The sequence below is a fragment of the Bacillus sp. G16 genome (genome assembly GCF_021282335.1).
Taxonomy (GTDB): Bacteria; Bacillota; Bacilli; order Bacillales; family Bacillaceae; genus Bacillus; species Bacillus inaquosorum.
In genome coordinates this window covers 24361-46838 of record NZ_JAJSOZ010000023.1, presented here as the reverse complement: position 1 = coordinate 46838, position 22478 = coordinate 24361, and the positions used below count along the sequence as shown (strand labels likewise).

Below are 22478 nucleotides of genomic sequence, written 5' to 3'. Positions count from 1 at the left end.
CTTCAACCGGATAACTCACTCTTGTCCCCATAGAAAAAACACCTCCAAGTCTAATTTCGGATAACAATCATCCGTATTCAAACTTGAAGGTGTTTTTATTTGTCTCATCTTATGGGGTCAGTCCCATGAAAAGGAGCTTTTTTTATTCTTCAAAATAAGGATTCACATGGATAAGCACTTCTTCAACATCTGAAAACTGTCTTTTGATTTCATTTCGGATTTCTCGGGCAATATCGTGTCCCTGCTTAATCGTCAAATCATAATCCAAAGATAAACGGACATCAAGCAATTTATAGTGGCCATGTTCTCTCGCGCGAATTTTATCGAGCCGTTTTACTTGAGAAAAATGCAAAATAACAGCTTTATATTCCTCTATCAGCTCGGGATCAACACTTTTCTCCATGAGAACATCAACAGACGGCCTGATTAATTCCATTGAAATCTTAAAAATGAGGTAAGCCACGATGGCGCTGGCAATTGCATCGGCGTACAACAGAAAGGACCATCCGCGGGTGTTTCCGATAATCGCCAATAGGACGCCGATAAAAGCGGCGAGAGAGGCAACGATATCGCCTTTATGATCGTATGCAATCGCTATAATCGCTTTGCTGTTCCATTTTTCCCCCTGCTTTATGGAATAACGATATAAGATCTGCTTAGCCACGTACGAAATCAGAGCTGCAAACAATGCGCTGTATTGTGGAACGCTTGGCCCTTCAACAAAAGACAGAATCGCTTCTATTAGGATATAAACGGATACGATCACTAAGATAATTCCGACAATCGCCTCACTAATGACCTCAGCTTTTCCATGCCCGAAAGGATGGTCTTGATCAGGCGGTTTATTGGAAATGCCGATGACTGCCAGGACAGCAATCGAAGCAACGACATCCGCTGCAGAATGGATTCCGTCTGCAAAAACAGCTTCACTATCGCCTATCAGCCCAAAAAAGACCTTTCCTGCCATTAAGATCAGATTGGCTATCAATGCAATCAAAGCTACCTTTTTGCTTATTTGTTCTCTTTCACTTGCCATTTTTTCCTCCTATAAAACTGCACAAAAAAATAGGAGTGCTTTTTGTTCGCTCTCCGTATCCTTTCTTGTGTAATCACTTTGCTTATCATACCAATTGAATTTCGAGTGGGTCTATAGCAACGTTGTTTCCTGTTTACTAATAAATAAGGTGACAGAAAAAAAGTTGGTGCCAGGCTAAAGATCACACAGCAAACAAAGGGGTTCTTTTGAAACAAGCAGTGATTATCCCAAACAAAAATCCAGCTTTAGTGAAAAATTTCCACCTGATTTTTTAAAAACTGTTGACATGAGAACATTTGTATTTTATCATTATCTCATATTAAAGATATCTTAATTCAAGATATTTAGTTTGGGTTTCAGAATAAAAACATGCAGGACTATTTAAAAAAGCGTGTTGCTGAATAATGTAGAGCAATCTCAATCAATGTCATTCTTTTGCATCATATGCAATCGATTTTTTATAAAATAATATCTCGAATTCGAGATAAAAGGGGTGTTCGTAAATGGCTGAATTTTCACAGTTAGTTAATGAAAGAAGATCTGCAAGCAACTTCCTTCCAGATCATCCAATCACGAAAGATGAACTCAATGAGATGTTTGAATTGGTTGCATTGGCTCCATCGGCTTTTAATTTACAGCATACCAAATATGTGACGGTACTTGACCCGGATGTAAAAGAAAAGCTGAAGCAGGCCGCAAACGGACAATATAAGGTATTGAGCTCATCGGCAGTTCTTTTGGTATTAGGGGATAAGCAGGCATATCAGCAAGCGGCTGACATTTATGAAGGATTAAAGATGTTGGGGATATTAAATAAACAAGAGTATGATCACATGGTTCAAGACACAGTTTCGTTTTATGAAAACAGAGGAGAGCCATTTAAGAGAGACGAGGCGATAAGGAATGCTTCACTTTCTGCGATGATGTTTATGCTGAGCGCTAAGGAAAAAGGCTGGGACACCTGCCCTATGATCGGCTTTGATGATGAAGCCGTGAAACAGATTTTGAATATAGATGACCAATTTGAGATTGTCATGATGATTACAATTGGGAAAGAAAAAACAGAGAGCAGAAGGCCGCGCGGCTACCGGAAGCCTGTGAATGAGTTTGTTGAATATATGTAAATTGAACGTTTAAAGGAGCGGGTAAAAATGGCTAAAAAAACGATGGGAATACATCATATTACAGCAATTGTCGGTCACCCTCAAGAAAACACAGATTTCTACGCAGGAGTGCTGGGACTTCGATTGGTCAAGCAAACGGTCAATTTTGATGACCCGGGTACGTATCATCTTTATTTTGGGAATGAAGGCGGAAAGCCTGGAACAATTATCACCTTCTTTCCGTGGGCAGGAGCCCGCAAAGGCATCATTGGAGACGGTCAAGTAGCCGTGACCTCTTATATCGTGCCGAAGGGATCCATGGCATTTTGGGAAAAGAGACTTGAAAAGTTCAACGTTCCATACACAAAAATCGAGCGTTTTGGAGAACAGTATATAGAATTTGATGATCCGCATGGCCTGCATTTAGAAATCGTGGAAAGAGAAGAAGGAGAAGCCAATACTTGGACTTTCGGAGATGTAACACCTGAGGTTGCCATTAAAGGTTTTGGGGGTGCAACCCTGTTATCAGCACAGCCTGAAAAAACAGGTGAACTGCTAGAAAACATTATGGGGCTGGAACGAGTCGGCAAGGAAGGAGACTTCGTTCGTTATCGCTCTGCCGGTGATATCGGAAATGTGATTGACCTTAAATTAACGCCTATTGGCCGCGGGCAAATGGGAGTCGGCACGGTGCATCACATTGCTTGGCGAGCTAGCGATGACCAAGATCAATTAGAATGGCAAAGATATATTGCTTCTCACGGATATGGTGTAACTCCTGTTCGGGATAGAAATTACTTTAATGCGATTTACTTCAGAGAGCATGGGGAAATCCTGTTTGAAATTGCAACGGATCCACCGGGATTTGCCCATGATGAATCACAAGAAACAATGGGTGGAAAATTGATGCTGCCTGTGCAGTATGAACCGCATCGAACACAAATTGAACAAGGGCTGCTGCCGTTTGAAGTGAGAGAGTTAGATTGATTTTAAATAACGCTGACGCATGAAGAAAATAAAGAGGCATATAGTCAACAGATGATTGCTAAGACGGTACTGGCGGCAAAGAATCAGACTGGTGCCTTTCAGCATATCATGTTACATCAAAAATAAGGAGAGATAAAAATGGAAGATGCAGGACTGTTGCTTATTCGTATTATGATTGGTGTGGTGTTTCTGTTTTATGGATCACAAAAGTTATTCGGCTGGTTTGGCGGATACGGGATTAAAGGAACCGGACAATGGTTCGAGGCAATTGGGGTTAAACCAGGTAACGTCGCGGCCGCTTTATCAGGTCTTGGGGAATTAGTAAGCGGAATTCTATTTATTTTAGGTGTATTTCTCCCGCTTGGAGCTGCTATCATAACGATTATTATGTTAGGTGCCATCGTAAAAGTCCATGGAGCGAAAGGATTTGCAAATGGCGCCGGCGGTTTTGAATATAACGCAGTGCTGATTGCAGTCTCCATTGGGGTTGCACTCATCGGTTCAGGGGCTTACGCTTTGCATTTTTAATATTCAAGTATTTAAGAACAGTTACTGCTCGTCAGTAACTGTTCTTTTGTTTTGAGATTTTTGAGCATAACTTGCGGGTACTCTGCAAAGCAAAAAAGCGGATATTATAAATATAAATGTGTATAGTGAATGATACGCGTATCGATGAGCTTGGTCATGAAAGGCAGACCAATTTGAAGGGGGAATTTGATGAAAGAGATGACAAAATTACATTCATTGGATTCTATGGAGAATTTTATCAAACAGCACCAATTCAGTTTTCTCTACATTTCAAGGCCCGGCTGTACAGTATGTCATGCTGTTCTGCCGCAGCTCAGAATATTATTGGAGCAGTTTCCAAACATCAAATTGGGGCATATCAATGCTGACGATGTAGAGGAGGTTGCCGGCAGATTTTCAGTCTTCACTGTCCCTGTGCTTCTTTTGTTCATTGATGGGACTGAGTTTCTGAGAGAAGCCCGTTTTGTTCATTTTGAACAGCTCGAAGAAAGGCTGAAAAGGGTTTATCAGTTATATCAAGATGAATAAAGTGTTTATACTTTTCAAATGAAAAGCCCCCTTTAAGGGGCTTTTTGTCATAGAAAGGGACAACGTCATGCCGTGCCGTCCCCCATGCTTGTTTTAAAAGCTGGACGCCATGTGTTATGTCATCAAAGCCAAGATGTCCGAAACCCAATTTAATCAGCGGATGATCAGAAGCGTTGTTTACAAAATAGAGCGCGGTAGGATAGACTTTTACTCCGTATTCCAAAGCACGCTGAATCAGCGATTCTTCTGAACAATTCTCATGAACCTTTACTAATATGTATAACCCGGACTGTTCACCTATTACGGATACATGATGTCCGAACTGATGCTTCACACTTGCAGCCAAGTGCTGCATTTTGCGTTTGTAGACAACGCGCATTCGTTTGATATGACGGGTCCATTCTCCTTCTTTCATAAACTCTGCCATGGTGAGCTGGCTCAGCAAAGAAGCGGTGCTTTCGAATTGATGAAATCGATGCTGATAGCGCTGTAAAATGGGCTCCGGCAGCACCATATAGCAGAGGCGAATGCCTGGGAGAAAAGATTTTGAGAAATTCCCCAGATAAATGACTCTTTCTGAATGAATAGAGGCCAGTGCAGGGAAGGGCTGCTGTGTGTAACGGAATTCACTGTCATAATCATCTTCAAGAATATACCCGTCTTTTTTAGCCGCCCAATGAATCAGTGCTTGCCGCTCCTGAATAGACATGCTTACCCCATAAGGGCTGTGGTGAGAGGGTGTTACATAGATTAATCTTTCATTCATTTGATGTAATGCTGAAAAATCGGCGCCTGTCTCATAAACAGGCAGCGTTTCGAGAGTAAAACCTTGCAGCTGAAAAGCTTCTCGTGCCCCAACATATCCAGGATCCTCTACGATGATGCCGGAAAAATCATTTTTTAAAATCTGTCCAAGATAAATAAGCATTTGCTGTGTGCTGCTGCCAATCATAATCGAATTTGCATCTGCTTTTACGCCTCGCGATTCTAATAGATAAGCCGCAATTTGTTCACGCAGGCATTTTTCTCCGAATGCTTCACCGTATAGGTAGCTCTTCTCTGATGCCAGCATTTGATTGGACAGCCTTCTCCATATTTTAAGCGGGAAATGTGTTTGGTCTACAGCCCCGGGGCGAAAATCAATGAGAATTTGCGGCGCTGTATCTGTTTGCTTGTTTTGAGAAGATGTCTCTTTCCCCTGAAATAAAAGAGGCTCGATTTCATTCACAAAATAGCCTTTTCTTCTTTCTCCCCGAATGTAGCCTTCCGCTATCAGCTGATCATAGGCCATCAAAGTTGTATTGCGGCTCACCTGCAAGGAATGAGCGAGCTCCCGAATAGAGGGTAATTGTTCATTCGCCCGTAAATGCCCTTGTTCAATTAATGATTTAAACTGCTCGTAAACTTGTTTGTATTTAGGGCCCTCATGATGAAAAGCAAAAATCATATTTTTCACTGCTTTCACCTCTGACATGCATATTTGTTTAAAACTGTACCTTTGAAAATGTCAGTTAGTATCATATTATACCTTATAAATAACTGATCATGGAGACAGTTTCCTGTTCGACAGTGATCGGCTTAATCAGAAGGGAGATTGGTTTATGTTTATTCCTGCCCCATTTAAACTTAACGAATCAGACGCTTATGATGTCATCCGGGAAAATGGTTTTGCGACGTTGTTCTCGATGCATGAAGGCATGCCGTTTGCAACCCATTTGCCGTTGCTGATAAGTGATGACAAAGCCTGCTTATACGGTCATTTTGCTTTGCAGAATCCTCAATGGAAGGACATTGTCGGCCAATCCGTTTTGGCTGTTTTTCATGGTCCCCATTGCTATATCTCGCCATCGTGGTATGAGACGAATAAAGCCGTCCCGACATGGAATTACGTTACGGTCCACGTTTATGGAGAAGTGGAGCTTTTAGAGGATGAAAAAGAATTAGCAGACTCTATGAAAGACTTGGTATTGAAGTATGAAAGCCCGGACAGCTCATACAAACTAGAAGATGTCGATCCTGCATTTTTGGCGGGCATGAACAAAGGAGTGAAAGGGTTCAAAGTCAAAATCAGCAAAATAGAGGGGAAAGCGAAGCTGAGTCAAAATCATTCACTGCTACGGCAAACGTTAGTGATGAATCAGCTTAATCAGATCCCGCATACCGATGAACAGAAAATCTCCGGTTTGATGAAGGAAAATATCAATAAAAAAGAGAGAGAAGGCGTCTCAGGCAAATAGCCTGTTAAGACAATTTAAAAGATTATATCGGTCATGAACTTTTCAATAAAAAGGAGCTATCTGAAATTGGGCTGGAGCGAATGGATCAATATTTTCTGTATCATAGCATGAGGATCAATCATGGGATATCAATGATTGACCCACTAGCATATCAGTATTCCTCACTTCATCATAATGCAGTGCAAAACCCCTGAATAAAGGAAGTTGGCAAACACGATCAGTTTGAAATTCATTGACATAGAAGCCAACGGCATGAAATAATACTCACAAGTAATGTTACTTGTGAGTATCTTTTTGTAGGGGATGATCCTAATTGAGAAGCAAAAAAGGACGTAAAGGGGAAGAAAGCCGGAAACGATTACTCAAAGCTGCTGCTAATGAATTTTCGATTCGGGGATTTCATGAGACGAAGGTAAGTGAAATTGTGAAAAGAGCCGGACTGACGCAGCCTTCTTTTTATCTGTACTTTCAAAGCAAAGAAGCCATTTTTGAGGAGATAATCACTGATTTTCACTCTCGTGTAAGAAAGCTGACAGCGTCACTTCTTCTGGAAAACGGATTAAATACGAATGATGTATCAAAACGGGTGCTGTCTGCTGTGGAAACTGTTTTTCAATTTCTGGCTGAGGACAAGGATTTAACCACGATCGGCTTTTTTCTTAACCCAGAAGCGAAACAAATGAAAAAAGACTTGGCGATGGGTTTGAAAGAGAACTTAGAAGCAGAACAGCGGCTTGGTTATTTTCGTTCTGACCTAGATATGGAAACGGTCGCTGAGTGTTTGATCGGCATGATCGAACATTTAACCGATTCATTTTTGTTAACCGGAACCAAAGATCCGGCAAGCCTCGCAGCACAGGTTGTGAATCTTTTAATATACGGGATGCTTCCAAAAGGGAGTGACGTAAGATGATATCTATTATTATGAAGGCCAGTTTGGCAGCTTTTATGCTCGCGGGAGGCATCATAAAGGTGTTCCGCGCTCCCTTTCAAGTTGAGCATTGGCGGCATTATCAATATCCATTATGGTTTCTGACTGTTACTGGCATTCTTGAAATAGCCGGGGCACTTGCTATGACAGCGGGAATTTGGAATCGGTATGCAGCGTTTGGGGCAGGTGTGTTGTTTGTCGTTCTCATGGCGGGAGCGGTTCATGCACACATTTTTCGCGCACGCCAATCGGTACTCATGTCGATCCCTGCGATGATCTGTTTGATTGTTTCTATCATTATAATCATTCGGGAGTTCACGTAAGCTATTCACTTAACAAACCAATTTGCAGGAGATCTCCTCCTCTTATCGAATAATAGAAACAGGTATAAACCGAATAATAGAAATAGATCTTCATTTGTACGTTATTCGTCCGGCACCGGCTGGACTTTTTTTCATAAAGGAGGAATGCAGGATGGCGTTAACTTTGGAAGACATGAGTATGGAGGAGTTCGAAGCATTTCGCGGGATGTCCGTGCAAAATTATGCGAAACAAAACATACAATCGGGAACTTGGACGGAAAAAGAGGCGCTTGAGAAATCGGAGCAGGCATATGAGAACATGATTCCGAATGGACGAAGCAGCAGCAATCATTTCTTTTGGAACATCACAAATGAACAAGGGGAAAGGATGGGCTGGCTCTGGCTGTATGCTGATCCGCTTCATCCGCAAAAGGAAGCGTTTATCTATTCCTTTGGATTGTATGAAGCCTTTCGCGGTAAAGGGCTGGCTCAATTGGCGCTTCAAAGTCTGGATGAAAGAGCAAGAGAGCTTGGTGCTGAAAGACTTGCTCTCCATGTGTTTGCGCATAACGAGACAGCCGTCTATCTTTATCAGAAGATGGGATATGCCATGACAAATATACGTATGCGGAAACAGCTGTGTTGATAAAAGCTGCTTACTTAAGCGGTTTCTCAAACACAATATGCCAATGTAGATGTTTAGAGTCCTGGTATTCTCCCAAGTTGGTGATCACACGGCATGCGCCTTTTTCTTCCGTCACCATTAATTCAAGAAGCAAATCATGGTCGTTCTCTTCCAGGATGATCAATGAGGAAATATGTTTCTTAGGGACAGCCACAATATGGACTGGATAAAAAGGGTTTGTATGATAGTAAGCCAATACGTTATCTGCCTCTAATACCTTATTTGCTTCGTTTTGCCGCTAAATACTTCATCACAGTAAAAGTCTTCAGTCATATGATCCATCCTCACTTTGTTTCATTTACTCTTCTGCTTTTCTTCATTACCTCCCTTCTATATGAGAAGTTTCCATTTGAACGATCAGGGCCGCACACCCTTGGTATTTTTTTGCCCCTGAACCCTTAGTCATTGCAGGCTTGATCGACGGCTAAGGGAGAGGTCTGCTTTAAACACAGCAAAAAAAGATTGACCTTAAAAATGTAAGGGGTTACAATTGAAATCAACTAGGAAAGACTTTCCCTATCTTAAATGTATTTTAGAAGTATTTTAGGGGTTATTTTTTATTGTGTAATGATATTGTAGAGAAAGACTTTCCTTATTTTCGCAGAATGGGAGTGGTACTGATGGGAAATGTACAGGTTGGGCTATTAGGTGCGGGACGGATGGGAGCTTTTCACGGAGAAAGTATTGCGTTCCGTGTGAAAGGAGCAGATTTGTATGCAGTTGCAGATCCGGTTCCGGGGAATGCAGAAGCATTTGCAAAAGCAATCGGCTCAAATATTAAAGCGCTTACAGATCCGTTAGATATGCTGGAACATCCTGATATTGATGCGGTCATCATTGCTTCGCCGGCAAGGACGCATGCCGCAAACATTATTGCAGCGGCAAAGAAGGGGAAAGCTGTATTTTGTGAGAAACCGATGGCTGTCACGCTGGAAGAAGCGGATGAAGTCATAAGGATAGTAAATGAAGAGTCTATTCCGCTTCAAATCGGTTTTAACAGACGTTTTGCTAAAGGCTTTCGCAGTGCGTATGAGGAAATCCGTACAGGAAAAATTGGCACGCCTCAGTTAATGCGTTCCATCACAAGAGACCCGGCACTCGGCGATCCGACACCAATTCCACAATGGACGATCTTCTTAGAGACGCTGATTCATGACTTTGATACGTTACTCTACCTCAATCCAGATGCGAAGCCGATTGAAGTCTATGCCGCGGCTGATGCGCTTGTCAGACCTGATTTTAAAGACAAAGGATTTTTGGATACTGCAGTTGTCACGATCAAATTTGATAACGGAGCGATTGCAACGGCGGAAGCGAACTTCCAAGCCGTTTATGGATATGATGTCCGCGGAGAAGTGTTCGGATCTGAAGGCATGCTGACCATCGGAGATATCCGCCATACAAACATGACAAGGTATAACAAAGACGGAGTCAGCTACAACACGATTCGCTACGATCAGGACTTATTATTTGATGCTTATGTTGATGAGTTACAATCATTTGTGGATGCCGTTCGAAATCATAAGCCAACCTTAGTTACAGGCGAAGATGCGCGTGCAGCACTTGCTATTGCCGCAGCTTGTATAGAATCTTGCAAAACGAAGCAGCCTGTCACATTAAAAGACGGAGTGCCGCAAACGGTTTGAGTTTTTGATAGAAGAAGCACCTTTTTAAAAAGAAATTCTGGTAAGCATTCGTTTATACTAGAGAGGATCTATTTTATAAAGGTGGCCTTCTTAATGAAAACAACCATTTATGATGTTGCTAAGGAAGCAAACGTTTCAATCTCTACCGTTTCAAAGGTTCTTAATAATACCGGCAATATAAGCGAAAAAACGAAAAATAGAATTTGGAAAGTGATTGAGGAGCTTCAATATCAGCCAAGTGTTGTGACTTCAGCGAGAAAAATGATGAAGACCATCGGGCTGCTCATTCCTGACATCGCCAATCCGTTTATGGCCGAACTGGCCAGAGCTGTGGAGGACAGCGGCCGTAAAAAGGACTTCAGTGTCATCATATGCAGTACGGACAATAATTCGCTGAGAGAAGAGGAGTATATTACCATGCTGAAGCAAAAGCATGTAGACGGCATTATTGTGGCGACGGGTCTCAAAAACAGTCAGGCGATACGCGAACTGATTGAAAGCGACATGCCGGTTGTCATGCTGTCGAGAGATATACCACATCTGCCTGTAGACACTGTAGTGGCGGATGATTTTAAAGGGGGATACGAGGCAGCTGTCCATTTAGCCCAATTAGGGCATACAAATATAGCTGTCATAGCAGAAAAGATTAACAATACATCAATCAAAAATCGTGTCATCGGCTTTAAAGAAGGACTGCAGGTTTCAGGAATCCAAATCGATGAATCAGCTATTCTGGACTGTCCATATGACTTGTCAGCCAGTAAAGACATCAGTTTAAAGCTGCTTAATCAAAAACATAGGCCGACGGCTGTCTTTGTGACGACTGAGCTGCTTGCTTTAGGCGTTTTGCAGGCTGCAAGGCAGCTTCATATTTCTATTCCTTCATCCCTTTCTCTAATTGGGTTTGACAACAGCGTCCTTGCAAAGATCAGTGATCCCCAATTGACGACTATCGCACAGCCGACTGAAGAAATGGGAGAAAAGGCAATTGAACTGCTGATGGACGGCATGGCCAATTCAAAACAAAAGAAAGTGATACAGCGCGTGATGCTGTCTCCTTCATTAATAGTGCGGGATTCAACGGCGTCACTGTTATGACCCTTTTGGTATTTTGGGGGATCTTTCTCTTAGACGAAGGGATCTCCCTTACTTAAACGTTAAATACAATCAGTCGGAGGTGTCTTGATGACATCCAAAAAGGTCTATATCAGTTTTATTTATTTTTTCGGCGCATTAGGAGGTTTGCTGTTCGGGTACGATACGGGTGTAATATCCGGCGCGCTGCTGTTTATTAGAGAAGACATGGAGCTGACTCCATTTTTAGAAGGATTGGTTGTCAGCGGAGTACTGATTGGCGCTTTAGCCGGGGCAGCCTTTTGCGGAAGATTTTCCGACCGCTATGGCAGGAAAAAAACAATCATCTGGCTCGGTGTGCTTTTTACAATTGGAGCCATTGGAACAGGTTTGGCTCATAATATCGGAATATTATTACTATTCAGAATAGAATTGGGTGTAGCGGTTGGAGGAGCTTCGGCAATTGTTCCTTTGTATCTGTCAGAAATGGCGCCTGCCGCGATCAGAGGCAGAATCGCTTCATTGAATACATTGATGAATTCTTTCGGGATTCTCATGGCGTATATTGTAAACTTTATTTTTTCATCTTCGGGCAGGTGGGATCTGATGCTCCTATTAGCAGTGATTCCCTCCGTCATTCTCATGGCCGGCATGTTTTTTATGCCTGAAAGCCCGCGATGGGTGCTGCAGAAAAGAAGTGAGGATGAAGCACGCCATATTTTGCTTCTGACGAGAGATTCGAAAACAATTGATGCTGAGATCCGCAGTATGAAGGAGATCAAGATGGAAGAGCGTGTTTCAATATCAACATTATTATCTCCGGTAATTAGGCCGATCTTATTTATCGGTATTGGGATCGCCATCTTTCAGCAAGTGATAGGCACGAATACGATTATTTATTATACACCGACCATCTTAGAAAATGCGGGATTCGGCGCTGCCAGTGCCATTGCAGGAACCATAGGCATCGGCATTATCAATGTCTTATTTACGATCATTGGCTTGCTGCTGATTGATAGGATAGGGCGAAGAAATCTTATGCTGATTGGCAATGTCGGAATGTCTTTGGCACTTGGTATTTTGGGTGTCAGTACGCTATTCTTTCATGCACCCGGGTGGCTGCTGTTATCCTGCTTATGCTTGTTTATGGTAGCGTATTCAGCGAGCTGGGGAATGGTCGTTTGGGTTGTGCTGGCTGAAATTTTCCCGTTACAGATCAGGGGGACGGCGCTGGGAATCGCAAGTACCTGTCTGTGGCTGGCGAATATTGCAGTGTCGCTGTCCTTCCCGCTGCTTTTAGATCTGATCGGTACAGGTTCATTATTTCTCATGTACGGCGCCATTGGCGTTCTTGCCTTTCTCTTTGTTTATCAATATGTGCCGGAGACTAAAGGCAAATCATTGGAACAGATTGAAGGAGAAATCATGTCAAAGAATACAGCTTCATCTTTCTAAAAGGGGGATTTCAATATGGGAAGAGAATATGGGTTATGCTTATGGACTTTCGGCAGCATTCCATTTGAACAAAAATGCCGGCTGGCTGCAGAAATCGGAGTAGATGGGGGTGAGATCGAAGGGGATATTTCGCTGAATCCGAAAGACATTGCCGAAACATTGGCTGCTCATCAAGTAAAGGTTTTATCGGTAACGCCAAGGAATGTGGATATTTCAAGTGCGAATGAAGAAGTTCGGTCAAAGGCTGTACAGTATTTCTTGGATTTACTGGATTGGGCTGCGGATGCAGGCGCCCCCCGCATCTGTCTTCACGGCGATGTCGGTAAAGTGAGAGGGAGCGGTGATGATGCGCGGGATTGGAGTTTATTGGTCGAAGGCGCTAAAAAAATCATGGCCAAAGCGGAGGAATTACAGATTCAGGTCGTATTCGAAGTATTAAACCGGTACGAAAATCATCAAGTGGTCACTGGCAAAGAAGCGTTACAATTCATACGTGATGTCAGCAGCCCCAATCTCGAAGTTCTTCTCGATGCGTATCATATGAACATAGAAGAAGCTGATCCTGTGAAGGCCATTAAATTGGCAGGGCAGAAACTCGGAGTCTATCACGTGGCCGATTCAAATCGCCAGGCGATCGGAAACGGCCATGCGAATCTCAAAGAGCAAATCGAAGCGCTCAATTTTATCGGTTATAAAGGCCCGATTATTATGGAGATGGTGGCGGCTGGACCGGATCCGTTTACTCCGATTAAAGGAAATGCCTATTTGGAAGTAGTGGCAGGGTATTATAAGTCATCATTAGAGACATTAAGGTCGTGGGAAGGCTTGAAAATATAAAGAAAAAAGGACAACGGCTGTTGTCCTTTTTAATAAAAATCAACATATTGCCTTGCGTTAACTTAGGCATTCTGACGACCAGTACTCCATTCGTGTAGGTTGCTTTTACGCCTTCGTGAGAAACAGCTGCCGGCAGTGTCACGGTTCTGTGGAAGCTGCCCGCGTAACGTTCTTTTCGATCCCGGGAATATCGGAATGTAGCCACCACTTCATTTTTAGTTTGGTTTACATCCACTTTTATGCTGTCTAGGACCTCCTGTGTGTCTATTTCGTTTGTCAATATTATTTGCTTTTTTGTGTTCTATATTGTTTTAGAGGTCCTCACGGCTTCAATCCAGCTCTTTAATCCGTTTCGTAAGCTCATTGAAAGCCTGATCCAGCTCCTTGTACCCTTTATCATTTGGCATCATAAAACTGAGCTTTCCCAGTACTTCTTGTCTTTCTGTCTCAAGCTTTAAACGAAGCTCCTCCCGCTCATTTCTTTCTAAAGGAGCGTCATTTAACTGCTTTTCGATGCCGTTGCCCGAGATGACGAGTTTACAGTTTGTTGTTTTTTCGAGAAAGTATCGGTCATGTGAAACCGCCAGCAATGTACCGCTGTATTGTGACAGTGTTTCTTCCAGCTGTTCGCGTGACGGCAGATCGAGATGGTTTGTCGGCTCATCTAAAATCAGCACGTCTTTTTCTTCAAGAATATATGCCATCAGCTTGCACTTTACACGCTCACCCATACTCATATGCTTGATCGGCTCAGTCCATTGGGAAGCTGTAAAACCCAAGTGCCTCATCAGGCTTTGAACATGCCCTCTTGCTTTGTATGTTTCATTATCAAATAACTCTTCCGGTGTTTGTTCTAAAGGCAAATCAAACACTTCCTGCGTTAAATAGCCGATATTTGCGGACGGCGACATCCATACACTTCCCTCAGCTGTTTCCTGTCCCAGAATGATTTTCAGTAATGTCGTTTTTCCGCTGCCATTGGGGCCTATGATCGCAACCTTTTCGCCATGCTGAATCGTAAAATTTGCGTTTGTAAAGAGGGTTCTTTCACCAAAAGCCTTCGTTATATGCTGAACTTCTAAAAAACGTTTTCCTGTTTTTTTGCTTGTGTCAATTGAAAAGTGTACAGTATATTCCGGCTTAACGGGTTCCGCCTTTGCTTTTTCCAGTTCTTTTTCAAGCCGCTTCTGCTTGGATTTAATCTGGGCATCCGTACGCTTCGCTTTTACACGGTGATATTCTTTAAACCCTTCCTTTTTCGTCGATTGGGCATGGGCTTTTTTCGACCATGAAGCAAGCTCATTCATTTGTGCTTCAATCCGTTCAACCATTTTTTGCTGCTTTTCATATTCTCGCTGCTGGGTGAGTCTTTTCTTTTCACGGAACTTCATATACCCAGAGTAATTCCCTTTGAATTCGATCAGCGTTTGGTCTTCAAGCGACCATATTTTTGTGGCAGCTTCGTCTAAAAAATACCGATCGTGAGAAACGAGAATCACAGTGCCTCTATAACTTTTCAGCTGTTGAATGAGAAACTGCAAGCTACTTTCATCAAGGTGGTTTGTCGGTTCATCTAACAGTAAAAGATCTGCATCCTCCGACAGTCCTTTCGCCAGCCGCGCTTTCAATTTTTCACCGCCACTTAACTGTTGGAAATCACGGACGGGCACACGCCATTTCTCCAATAATTTCTTTTCGGCAGGCGTCTGATCCGCGAAGGAATACGACGCGGTTTCCTGTTCAACCATCGTCATTTTTATATCCTGCCGAAGGATTTGTCCCTGTGCAGGGGCTAAGTCATTGTGAATGAGGTGCAGCAGCGTAGATTTCCCAGCACCGTTTTTGCCGATAATCCCAATGATATCTCCTTGCTGAACACTTGCATTTACGTTTTTGAAAACAGTCAGATCCTTCACTTCATAGCTGACGTTTGTTAATGTTACGATCTCTTTCATCCATATCCCTCGCTTTAAAAGGGAGAATAAAAAAATCCTCCCAAAATGTGTTGGAAGGATTAGCCGCGCCTGTGCATGATCAAATAAGCTATTTTTCATAAATAGCAGTGTCGTATATATAGAAAATGGGCAGACTAATCCTATTTTTTCTGATTTGAAATATTGATTTCAAACGGTAAAAATAAGATTAGTTAATCATTGTCCACCCATCATCCCTTCTTGTTTTGATTACAAATACTATAGCATACCTTCAAATTCGAAAGCAAAGGTCATTTTCATCAAAAAAACTCCTGCTCTCATTTCTGAGGCAGGAGCTGCGAATCTTATTGATGCTTCGCTTTTCTTACTTTATAAATCACAATCAGCAAAATAAACCAAACCGGTGTAACGAATAGCGAAACTCTGGTATCCTCAGCCAATGCCAGCACAACAAGGATAAACGCCAGAAACGCGAGAATCAGGTAATTTGTAAACGGATAAAGCGGAAGCTTAAACTTATTTGTTTTTGCTAGTTCAGGTCTTGTTTTCCGGTATTTCATATGGCAGATGACCGTAATACCCCAAATATAGATAAAGCATAAGGTTGAAATGCTTGTGATCAGGGTGAATACGCCTTCTGGCATGATGTAGTTTAACGTGACACCGATTAAAATCACGATAGCCGAAAAGAACAATGCATTTCTAGGTACTTTACGCGGAGTCAGTTTCGCCATTGATTCAGGCGCATTGTTATCTTTCGCCAGGGAATAGACCATGCGGCTTGTACTGAATACAGCGCTGTTGCATGCTGAAGCAGCGGATGTCAATACAACAAAGTTGATAATGCTTGCTGCCCCGACGATGCCCACCGCGACAAATACTTGTACGAATGGGCTCTCGCTAGGATTGACGACATCCCAAGGATAGATGCTCATAATCACAAGAAGAGCACCAATATAGAAAAGCAGCACCCGGACAGGGATATTGTTGATCGCTTTAGGAATTACTTTTTCAGGGTTTTCTGTTTCACCGGCTGTAAGTCCGACCAGCTCAATGCCAACAAAGGCAAACACAACCATCTGGAACGAGAGGATAAACCCGTGCATGCCATTCGGGAACATGCCTCCGTGGCTCCAGAGATTTGTGAAACTGGAGACCCCTGAGCTTGTGGAAAAACCTTTGAAGATCATCACAAGACCAATGACGATCAGGGCCAAAATGGCAATGACTTTAATTAAAGCAAACCAAAATTCTAATTCTCCAAAAAGCTTGACGGTTGCCAGGTTCATAATCAGTAAAATAATCAGAGCGATTAAGCCGGGCACCCATTGCGGCACACCCGGGAGCCAATATTGGGTGTAAAGCCCGACGGCTGTCAGATCAGCCATCGCAATGGAAATCCAGCAGAACCAATATGTCCAGCCGGTGATAAAGGCTGCCATATCGCCTAAATAGTCTTGCACAAAATCAACAAAAGAGTGATAGTTCAAATTCGATAACAACAGTTCACCCAGAGATCTCATAATTAAAAAGCAAATGATCCCCGTGATCATGTAAGCAAATAAAATCGACGGTCCAGCAAAATGAATCGATTTTCCAGAGCCGAGAAATAAGCCTGTCCCAATGGCTCCGCCGATGGCGATGAGCTGGATATGCCTGTTTTTCAAGCCTCTCTCCAATTTTTGCTGATTTATATTGTCTTTCGTCATGTCGTCTGTCACTTTGTGTGTTCCTCCATTGAAAAATGTTTATTGAGTCAGCAATATGTTTTTAATGATTATTATAACACTAAAATTTCTATCTTTTTTACTATAAAGGATATATGAAAAGAAATTTTAATGTGATTTGGACTATTTCTCATAAGAAAAAGCGGCTCCATTTAGGGAGCCGCTTTTTCTTATGCCATTTCTGTTTTTTTCATATACAGGTAGAGCCCGTAATCTGTCGGAGCGGATGCATATCCTGCCTGCCGCAGCATTGCCGTGATATTGCCGCGGTGGTATGTCCCGTGATTGACAACGTGGGGAACCAGTTCAGAAACAGTCGTTTTCATGATTCCGCCAGAGGGGTTTTGAATCTGGAGGGGCTTATTGAGCTGTTCTTTTTGCTGTAAAAATAATGTATAGCGCTCAGATAACGTTAGAAACAGGTCTTCCATTTCCTCCATTTCTTTTGCCTCTGTCTGTTCTTTAAGCTGTTCAGCTAACGCCAAAGCATCGTTCATGCTTTGGCCGGAAAACACTTCAATCCAGCCTAAATCAGATAGGTATACATGAGACAGAACATGGGATATCGACGGAAACACACTTTGAATTTCTTGGCGGTATACCTCTTTTGGAAGCTCTTTTAATCGGTTGAATATTTGCTGATTCGCCCAGACGTTATATTCATACAATTTGAATGAAAAATCTGACATGTGAATTTTCCCCTTTCATGTTTATAACTTCTATTGTACACGAACGGGTGTTCTTTGTGGAGGTTCGTGAATAAAATATGTTGACAGACATAGTTTAGGGGAATAAACTAATTGACATTGATCATAAAGTTTACAGGGGTAAACTATAATGAGGAGGGGAAGATGTTGAATGAACAAAAGCTATGTCAGGCGATAAACCTGTTTGTAGAAGTATTACTTGAAGGGACAGAGTTTGTGCATCGTGAAATCAATCAGGATGTCTTCAAACATATCTCAAGGGAACAGGCGGACCTGTTAAAAATTTTAAAAGTTAAGGGCCCAACCTCTCCCGGCAGCCTGGCCATGTATCAAAATGTACATAAGAGCGCGATTTCGAACAGACTGAAAAAGCTGCTCGATAAGGGATTGGTTGAATGGGATGACTGTCCGGCCAAGAGTGATAAGCGCTCTAAGCTAATTAACATCACAACCAGCGGTGAAACCATACTAGAAGAATTAGATTCAGCCATCTTTAACGCTCTCAAAGGGCTGATCGATGATATAGATGAGGAACACTTAAATTCCATCATAGAGATATTTACCATTCTAAAAAGCAAATTTAAAGGAGGAGATCCTGCCGAATGAGAGCAATCATCAAATTCAAGTGGGCAATTGCAGCCGTTATATTAGCACTTACCGTCGTATTGAGTTTGTTTTCTCCGAACTTAACGGAGCTGGCCAATCAAAAGGGGCAGGCCCAGCTTCCCGATGATGCCGTTTCAGAAAGAGCAAACACCATTTTAAAACAAGCGGGAGAAGACAATAATTCGATCAGTGTTGTCTTTACATTAGACCACGCTTTGAAGAAAGAAACAGAGGACCAGCTCCGCACAATGGTCGATAAAATCAAAAAGATCGACGGTGTAGAAGAGGTAACGTCTCCTTTGACAGCTGAAAAAGAAGTCAAAGACCAATTAATTTCAAAAGATAAGAAAACCGTCCTCATTCCTGTCACGATTACAGGTTCTGATAAAAAGGCGGAAAAAATCGCGGATGACATTTATAAAATCGTTCCTGATGATTTGACCGCATATATTACGGGAGCTTCTCTCATCAATCAGGATTTCGCTCACAGCTCAGAGGAAGGGCTCAAGAAAACGGAAGTAATCACCGTCTGCTTGATCATCGGTTTACTGCTGATCGTGTTCCGATCTGTTGTGACGCCTTTTATCCCGATTGTGATTGTCGGTTTCTCTTATCTGATCAGTCAATCCATTTTGGGGATCCTTGTGTATAATGTTGATTTTCCTATCTCAACGTTTACGCAAACCTTCTTAGTCGCCATCCTGTTCGGTATCGGAACAGATTACTGCATTCTGCTTCTTACCCGATTCCGTGAAGAATTGGCAAACGGGCATGACAAAAAAGAAGCGGCGCTTATCGCTTACCGTACAGGAGGAAAAACCTTATTTATCAGCGGATTTGCGGTATTGATCGGATTTTCCGCCTTAGGATTTGCGAAGTTTGCGATTTTCCAATCCGCAGTAGGAGTCGCAGTCGGTGTTGGAATCTTAATGATCATCCTCTACACACTGCTGCCATTATTTATGGTGACGCTGGGTGAAAAATTATTCTGGCCTTCTAAGAAAGTGCTGTCTCACAGTGACAATAAATTATGGGCGTTTCTCGGGAGACATTCCGTTGTGCGTCCGTTTCTGTTCATTGTCATCACGGTAGTTATCACGCTTCCGTTCATTTTGACCTATGATGACCAGATTTCATTTGATTCGACTGCGGAAATCAGCAGCGATTATAAATCAATCAAAGCTCTCAAGGCCATCAAGGACGGATTCGGTGAAGGGAAAGCGTTCCCGATCAATGTTGTCGTGAAAGGAGACAAAGATCTCACAACAGCTGATACAATCCCTTATCTCGGAAATATCAGCAAAGCGATTGAGAAAGTCGATCATGTTGACTCTGTCATGACCATCACGCAGCCGACTGGTGAAAAAATCAAAGATTTATATATTGATAAACAGCTAGGCTCGGTTTCAGACGGGCTCGATAAGACGGTAAAAGGAATTGCCGATGTCCAAAGAGGTTTAACGGATATAGAAAACGGACTCAATCAAATGGCGGGGCAAACCGGCTCAGCCTCAAATAGCAGCTCCGGCGGTTCACTGGGCGATGCGGCAGACGGCTTAGGCAAAATCAATCAGCAGCTGCAGCTTGTGAGCAAACAGATTTCCCAAACCGGCAACACCGCACAGACCGTACAGCAGCTTACGGCAATCAGCGGACAGCTTGGTCAGATTCAAATCGGCCTTGAACAAGCAAACCAGCAGCTCTCAGGCCAGCAGGCGCAAGCAGGAACGCTGGTGGAAAGCCTGAAGAAGCTTGCCGTAGGTGTGAAGAGCGCAAATGATGGCCTGACGAAAATCACTGACGGCATAACAGCTTCCAGTGATATGTTAGAGGATATGAGTAAAAGCTCAGCCGTAAGGGATACAGGGGTATTCATTCCTGATCAAGTGATGAAAGATAAAGACTTTAAGAAGTCAATTGACCAATATTCCTTTGCAGACGGCAAAGGCGTGCAATTAAGCGTCATCTTGGATTCCAATCCTTATTCAGAACAAGCCATTACGACAATAAATCAAATCAAAAAAGCTGCAGCAAACGAAGTTGACGGCACTTCTCTCGAGGATGCACAGATTGTATACGGCGGGGTCACGAGTATGAATGCGGACTTAAAAGAACTGTCCACAACGGACTTCTCCAGAACAATGGTGATCATGATTATTGGCCTGTTTATCGTGTTAACCATTTTGTTCCGCTCAATGATTATGCCGATCTATATGATCGCCTCACTGCTGCTCACGTACTATACGTCGATATCCATAACAGAATTGATTTTTGTAAACGGCTTAGGAAACGCCGGCGTCAGCTGGGCAGTACCGTTCTTCAGCTTTGTGATCTTGATCGCGTTAGGGGTAGATTATTCGATCTTCTTGCTGGACCGATTTAAGGAAGAGGTGCATATGGGCATTGAGCAAGGTGTTATCAGATCAATGAGCAAAATGGGATCCGTCATTATTACAGCGGCCATTATTTTGGCCGGAACGTTCGCGGCGATGATGCCCTCAGGCGTCAATACGCTGATGCAGGTGGCAAGTGTCATCATTATCGGGCTCTTGCTTTACGGCCTTGTCATCCTTCCGCTCTTCATTCCGGCAATCATCGCAACCTTTGGCGAAGGCAACTGGTGGCCGTTCGGCAGGAAGAAAACAAAAGAATAACCAAGAGAAGAGTGATGAATAGTTCATCACTCTATTTTTATGACAAATGACAAAAATAAATATTTGTCATTTGTTTGCGGTTTTGCTAAGATGTCCTCAAGGAGGTGTCTCATGCGGCCCTGAAAAGCCGCAGCACTATGAACAGATCTTCAGAAGGTGACGTGTTAACCAAAAAACAAATACTGATAGCGACAGAAGAAACACTAAGGCGTTTTGGTGTCGCCAAAACATCGATCACAGATGTAGCGAAAGCATTACATGTAAGCCATGGAACGATCTATCGCCATTTCAAAAGCAAAAAAGAGATTCTGGAAGCGGCGACTGAAATGTGGCTGAATGAAAAGATCAGCGTGCCTCTTACCGCTGTATATGAGGATTCTTCTCTAAAAGGCGCTGCGCATGTAAAAGCTTATATCAAGAAATTGTTTGATTTAAAGCGGTATTATGCTTCAGAAGATGAAGAATTATTTGCCATGTATGCGAAAGTAACAGGTGAATGCTCTGAGATGGTCTACAAAAGTATTGTTCATATGGTCAAGCAATTGAGTGTTCTTTTGAATGACTGTGACACGAAATCAAATGATCATGAGGAACTGGCACGAGGCATTTTTTACGCTACAGAACGTTTTCATCATCCCGCTCATGCGTACGAGTGGAAAAAAGATACGATTGAAGAGGAATTTGAAAGTGTTTGGTCATTGCTTGAAAATGGTTTTTTAGCTTTCACGGAAAAATCGTATTCAATCGGAGGGTGACATACATGGAACAGGTAAAAGGAAAAACAGCGATTGTAACTGGAGCTTCAAGGGGAATCGGTCGTGCAATTGCCGAACAGCTGGCTGATCTCGGCATCAAAGTAGCAGTCAATTATTCAAGCAGCCCGGAAAAAGCGGAAGAGGTTGTGGAAGGCATCAAGAAAAAGGGCGGAGAAGCTGTAGCCATCCAAGCCGATCTCAGCCGGGTAGCCGGCGTCGAGTCGTTATTTACAAAAACCATCGAGGCCTTTGGAAAAGTAGATATTCTCATCAACAATGCGGGCGTCAATATTTATCAGCCAATCGAAAAAGTAACAGAGGAAGACTTCGACAAGCAGTTTAATCTCAATGTAAAAGGAACGTTTTTCGCCTGCCAGCAAGCGATGAAATACATGGAGGAGAAGGGGAGAATCATCAACTTCTCGACATCCGTCGTCGGTCAAATGTTTCCGACGTACAGCGTGTATGCGGGAACAAAAGGTGCTGTTGAGCAATTCACCCGCCAGCTTGCAAAAGAATTAGCAGTAAAGCAAATCACCATTAACGCGGTTGCGCCGGGGCCGGTGAACACTGAGCTGTTCACTGTAGGCAAAAACGAGCAGCAAATTGAAGGTTTGAAAAAGACCATCGCACTCGGCCGTATTGGTGAACCCGAAGATATTGCAAATGTCATCGAGTTCCTTGTAAGTGAAAAATCACAATGGATCACAGGCCAGACGATCCGCGTGAACGGCGGCTTTATTTAA

20 protein-coding genes and 3 pseudogenes are annotated in these 22478 nt (G+C 42.8%); 16 read left to right on the top strand and 7 right to left on the bottom strand.

Annotated features, from left to right (window positions below; translation table 11 throughout):
- Positions 1-142: 142 nt before the first annotated feature.
- Positions 143-1036, bottom strand: coding sequence for a manganese transporter MneP (gene mneP, locus LWH95_RS19520; protein WP_133488279.1), 894 nt, complete (start codon positions 1034-1036; stop codon positions 143-145).
- 503 nt (positions 1037-1539) lie between these two features.
- Between mneP and LWH95_RS19515 the strand changes: the two genes are divergently transcribed.
- From LWH95_RS19515 to LWH95_RS19500, 4 genes are all read left to right on the top strand, one after another.
- Complete coding sequence (locus tag LWH95_RS19515) at positions 1540-2160, top strand: nitroreductase family protein (protein WP_232920197.1); 621 nt, start codon at positions 1540-1542, stop codon at positions 2158-2160.
- 27 nt (positions 2161-2187) lie between these two features.
- Positions 2188-3126 (top strand): ring-cleaving dioxygenase, encoded by a 939-nt coding sequence (locus LWH95_RS19510; RefSeq protein WP_232920196.1) that lies wholly within the window; start codon positions 2188-2190, stop codon positions 3124-3126.
- A 138-nt stretch (positions 3127-3264) separates the two neighbouring features.
- Positions 3265-3654, top strand: a complete 390-nt coding sequence (locus tag LWH95_RS19505; RefSeq protein ID WP_232920195.1) for a DoxX family protein — start codon at positions 3265-3267, stop codon at positions 3652-3654.
- Positions 3655-3843: 189 nt separating this feature from the next.
- Positions 3844-4182, top strand: a complete 339-nt coding sequence (locus LWH95_RS19500; protein ID WP_232920194.1) for a thioredoxin family protein — start codon at positions 3844-3846, stop codon at positions 4180-4182.
- An 82-nt stretch (positions 4183-4264) separates the two neighbouring features.
- Here LWH95_RS19500 and pdxR read toward each other — a convergent pair.
- Positions 4265-5638: pseudogene (gene pdxR / locus LWH95_RS19495) on the bottom strand (MocR-like pyridoxine biosynthesis transcription factor PdxR); the annotation flags it as partial.
- Between the two features lie 145 nt (positions 5639-5783).
- On the opposite strand from pdxR, the gene LWH95_RS19490 reads away from it, so the two are divergent.
- The 4 genes from LWH95_RS19490 to LWH95_RS19475 all read left to right on the top strand — a co-directional run bounded on the left by LWH95_RS19490 (position 5784) and on the right by LWH95_RS19475 (position 8298).
- Complete coding sequence (locus LWH95_RS19490) at positions 5784-6419, top strand: FMN-binding negative transcriptional regulator (RefSeq protein ID WP_232920193.1); 636 nt, start codon at positions 5784-5786, stop codon at positions 6417-6419.
- Between the two features lie 313 nt (positions 6420-6732).
- Positions 6733-7332, top strand: a complete 600-nt coding sequence (locus LWH95_RS19485; RefSeq protein WP_232920192.1) for a TetR/AcrR family transcriptional regulator — start codon at positions 6733-6735, stop codon at positions 7330-7332.
- A complete protein-coding gene (locus LWH95_RS19480) occupies positions 7329-7673 on the top strand; it encodes a DoxX family protein (protein WP_232920191.1) in 345 nt (114 codons plus the stop codon). Before LWH95_RS19485 ends, LWH95_RS19480 begins: the two co-directional genes overlap by 4 nt.
- Before the next feature lie 151 nt (positions 7674-7824).
- Positions 7825-8298 (top strand): GNAT family N-acetyltransferase, encoded by a 474-nt coding sequence (locus LWH95_RS19475; protein WP_084992178.1) that lies wholly within the window; start codon positions 7825-7827, stop codon positions 8296-8298.
- Positions 8299-8308: 10 nt separating this feature from the next.
- Here LWH95_RS19475 and LWH95_RS19470 read toward each other — a convergent pair.
- Positions 8309-8610, bottom strand: a pseudogene (locus tag LWH95_RS19470) (HIT domain-containing protein).
- A 347-nt stretch (positions 8611-8957) separates the two neighbouring features.
- Between LWH95_RS19470 and LWH95_RS19465 the strand changes: the two are divergent.
- From LWH95_RS19465 to LWH95_RS19450, 4 genes are all read left to right on the top strand, one after another.
- Entirely contained in the window at positions 8958-9983 is a 1026-nt protein-coding gene (locus LWH95_RS19465) for a Gfo/Idh/MocA family oxidoreductase (protein ID WP_232920190.1), read from the top strand.
- Between the two features lie 93 nt (positions 9984-10076).
- Positions 10077-11081, top strand: a complete 1005-nt coding sequence (locus tag LWH95_RS19460; protein WP_003240593.1) for a LacI family DNA-binding transcriptional regulator — start codon at positions 10077-10079, stop codon at positions 11079-11081.
- A gap of 87 nt (positions 11082-11168) precedes the next feature.
- A complete protein-coding gene (locus LWH95_RS19455; protein WP_232920189.1) occupies positions 11169-12512 on the top strand; it encodes a sugar porter family MFS transporter in 1344 nt (447 codons plus the stop codon).
- Positions 12513-12527: 15 nt separating this feature from the next.
- The gene (locus LWH95_RS19450; RefSeq protein WP_232920188.1) at positions 12528-13349 is read left to right on the top strand and encodes a sugar phosphate isomerase/epimerase family protein; all 822 of its coding nucleotides are present in this window, start codon (positions 12528-12530) and stop codon (positions 13347-13349) included.
- Between the two features lie 46 nt (positions 13350-13395).
- Here the strand turns inward: LWH95_RS19450 and LWH95_RS21655 are convergent.
- The 4 genes and pseudogenes from LWH95_RS21655 to dinB all read right to left on the bottom strand — a co-directional run.
- A pseudogene (locus LWH95_RS21655) lies at positions 13396-13584 on the bottom strand (Hsp20/alpha crystallin family protein); the annotation flags it as partial.
- 94 nt (positions 13585-13678) lie between these two features.
- Positions 13679-15304 (bottom strand): ABC-F type ribosomal protection protein VmlR, encoded by a 1626-nt coding sequence (gene vmlR, locus LWH95_RS19440; RefSeq protein ID WP_232920187.1) that lies wholly within the window; start codon positions 15302-15304, stop codon positions 13679-13681.
- Between the two features lie 323 nt (positions 15305-15627).
- Positions 15628-17004 (bottom strand): amino acid permease, encoded by a 1377-nt coding sequence (locus LWH95_RS19435; protein WP_060398026.1) that lies wholly within the window; start codon positions 17002-17004, stop codon positions 15628-15630.
- 176 nt (positions 17005-17180) lie between these two features.
- Positions 17181-17699, bottom strand: coding sequence for a damage-inducible protein DinB (dinB, locus tag LWH95_RS19430; protein ID WP_232920186.1), 519 nt, complete (start codon positions 17697-17699; stop codon positions 17181-17183).
- A 165-nt stretch (positions 17700-17864) separates the two neighbouring features.
- On the opposite strand from dinB, the gene LWH95_RS19425 reads away from it, so the two are divergent.
- From LWH95_RS19425 to LWH95_RS19410, 4 genes are all read left to right on the top strand, one after another.
- Positions 17865-18323: a MarR family transcriptional regulator gene (locus LWH95_RS19425; RefSeq protein WP_029316777.1), complete on the top strand. Its 459-nt coding sequence runs from the start codon at positions 17865-17867 to the stop codon at positions 18321-18323.
- Entirely contained in the window at positions 18320-20977 is a 2658-nt protein-coding gene (locus LWH95_RS19420) for an MMPL family transporter (RefSeq protein WP_232920185.1), read from the top strand. Before LWH95_RS19425 ends, LWH95_RS19420 begins: the two co-directional genes overlap by 4 nt.
- A gap of 137 nt (positions 20978-21114) precedes the next feature.
- The gene (locus LWH95_RS19415) at positions 21115-21732 is read left to right on the top strand and encodes a TetR family transcriptional regulator (protein ID WP_232920184.1); all 618 of its coding nucleotides are present in this window, start codon (positions 21115-21117) and stop codon (positions 21730-21732) included.
- A 5-nt stretch (positions 21733-21737) separates the two neighbouring features.
- Positions 21738-22478: an SDR family oxidoreductase gene (locus LWH95_RS19410; protein WP_232920183.1), complete on the top strand. Its 741-nt coding sequence runs from the start codon at positions 21738-21740 to the stop codon at positions 22476-22478.

Bases quoted from the DNA above. Each gene is read 5' to 3' on its own strand.
- LWH95_RS19480 (WP_232920191.1), top strand. From the start codon at position 7,329: ATGATATCTATTATTATGAAGGCCAGTTTGGCAGCTTTTATGCTCGCG.
- LWH95_RS19455 (WP_232920189.1), top strand. From the start codon at position 11,169: ATGACATCCAAAAAGGTCTATATCAGTTTTATTTATTTTTTCGGCGCA.
- LWH95_RS19465 (WP_232920190.1), top strand. From the start codon at position 8,958: ATGGGAAATGTACAGGTTGGGCTATTAGGTGCGGGACGGATGGGAGCT.
- LWH95_RS19460 (WP_003240593.1), top strand. From the start codon at position 10,077: ATGAAAACAACCATTTATGATGTTGCTAAGGAAGCAAACGTTTCAATC.
- LWH95_RS19450 (WP_232920188.1), top strand. From the start codon at position 12,528: ATGGGAAGAGAATATGGGTTATGCTTATGGACTTTCGGCAGCATTCCA.
- LWH95_RS19515 (WP_232920197.1), top strand. From the start codon at position 1,540: ATGGCTGAATTTTCACAGTTAGTTAATGAAAGAAGATCTGCAAGCAAC.
- LWH95_RS19410 (WP_232920183.1), top strand. From the start codon at position 21,738: ATGGAACAGGTAAAAGGAAAAACAGCGATTGTAACTGGAGCTTCAAGG.
- LWH95_RS19505 (WP_232920195.1), top strand. From the start codon at position 3,265: ATGGAAGATGCAGGACTGTTGCTTATTCGTATTATGATTGGTGTGGTG.
- dinB (WP_232920186.1), bottom strand. From the start codon at position 17,699: ATGTCAGATTTTTCATTCAAATTGTATGAATATAACGTCTGGGCGAAT.
- LWH95_RS19510 (WP_232920196.1), top strand. From the start codon at position 2,188: ATGGCTAAAAAAACGATGGGAATACATCATATTACAGCAATTGTCGGT.
- LWH95_RS19490 (WP_232920193.1), top strand. From the start codon at position 5,784: ATGTTTATTCCTGCCCCATTTAAACTTAACGAATCAGACGCTTATGAT.
- LWH95_RS19420 (WP_232920185.1), top strand. From the start codon at position 18,320: ATGAGAGCAATCATCAAATTCAAGTGGGCAATTGCAGCCGTTATATTA.
- LWH95_RS19475 (WP_084992178.1), top strand. From the start codon at position 7,825: ATGGCGTTAACTTTGGAAGACATGAGTATGGAGGAGTTCGAAGCATTT.
- LWH95_RS19500 (WP_232920194.1), top strand. From the start codon at position 3,844: ATGAAAGAGATGACAAAATTACATTCATTGGATTCTATGGAGAATTTT.
- LWH95_RS19415 (WP_232920184.1), top strand. From the start codon at position 21,115: ATGAACAGATCTTCAGAAGGTGACGTGTTAACCAAAAAACAAATACTG.
- mneP (WP_133488279.1), bottom strand. From the start codon at position 1,036: ATGGCAAGTGAAAGAGAACAAATAAGCAAAAAGGTAGCTTTGATTGCA.
- vmlR (WP_232920187.1), bottom strand. From the start codon at position 15,304: ATGAAAGAGATCGTAACATTAACAAACGTCAGCTATGAAGTGAAGGAT.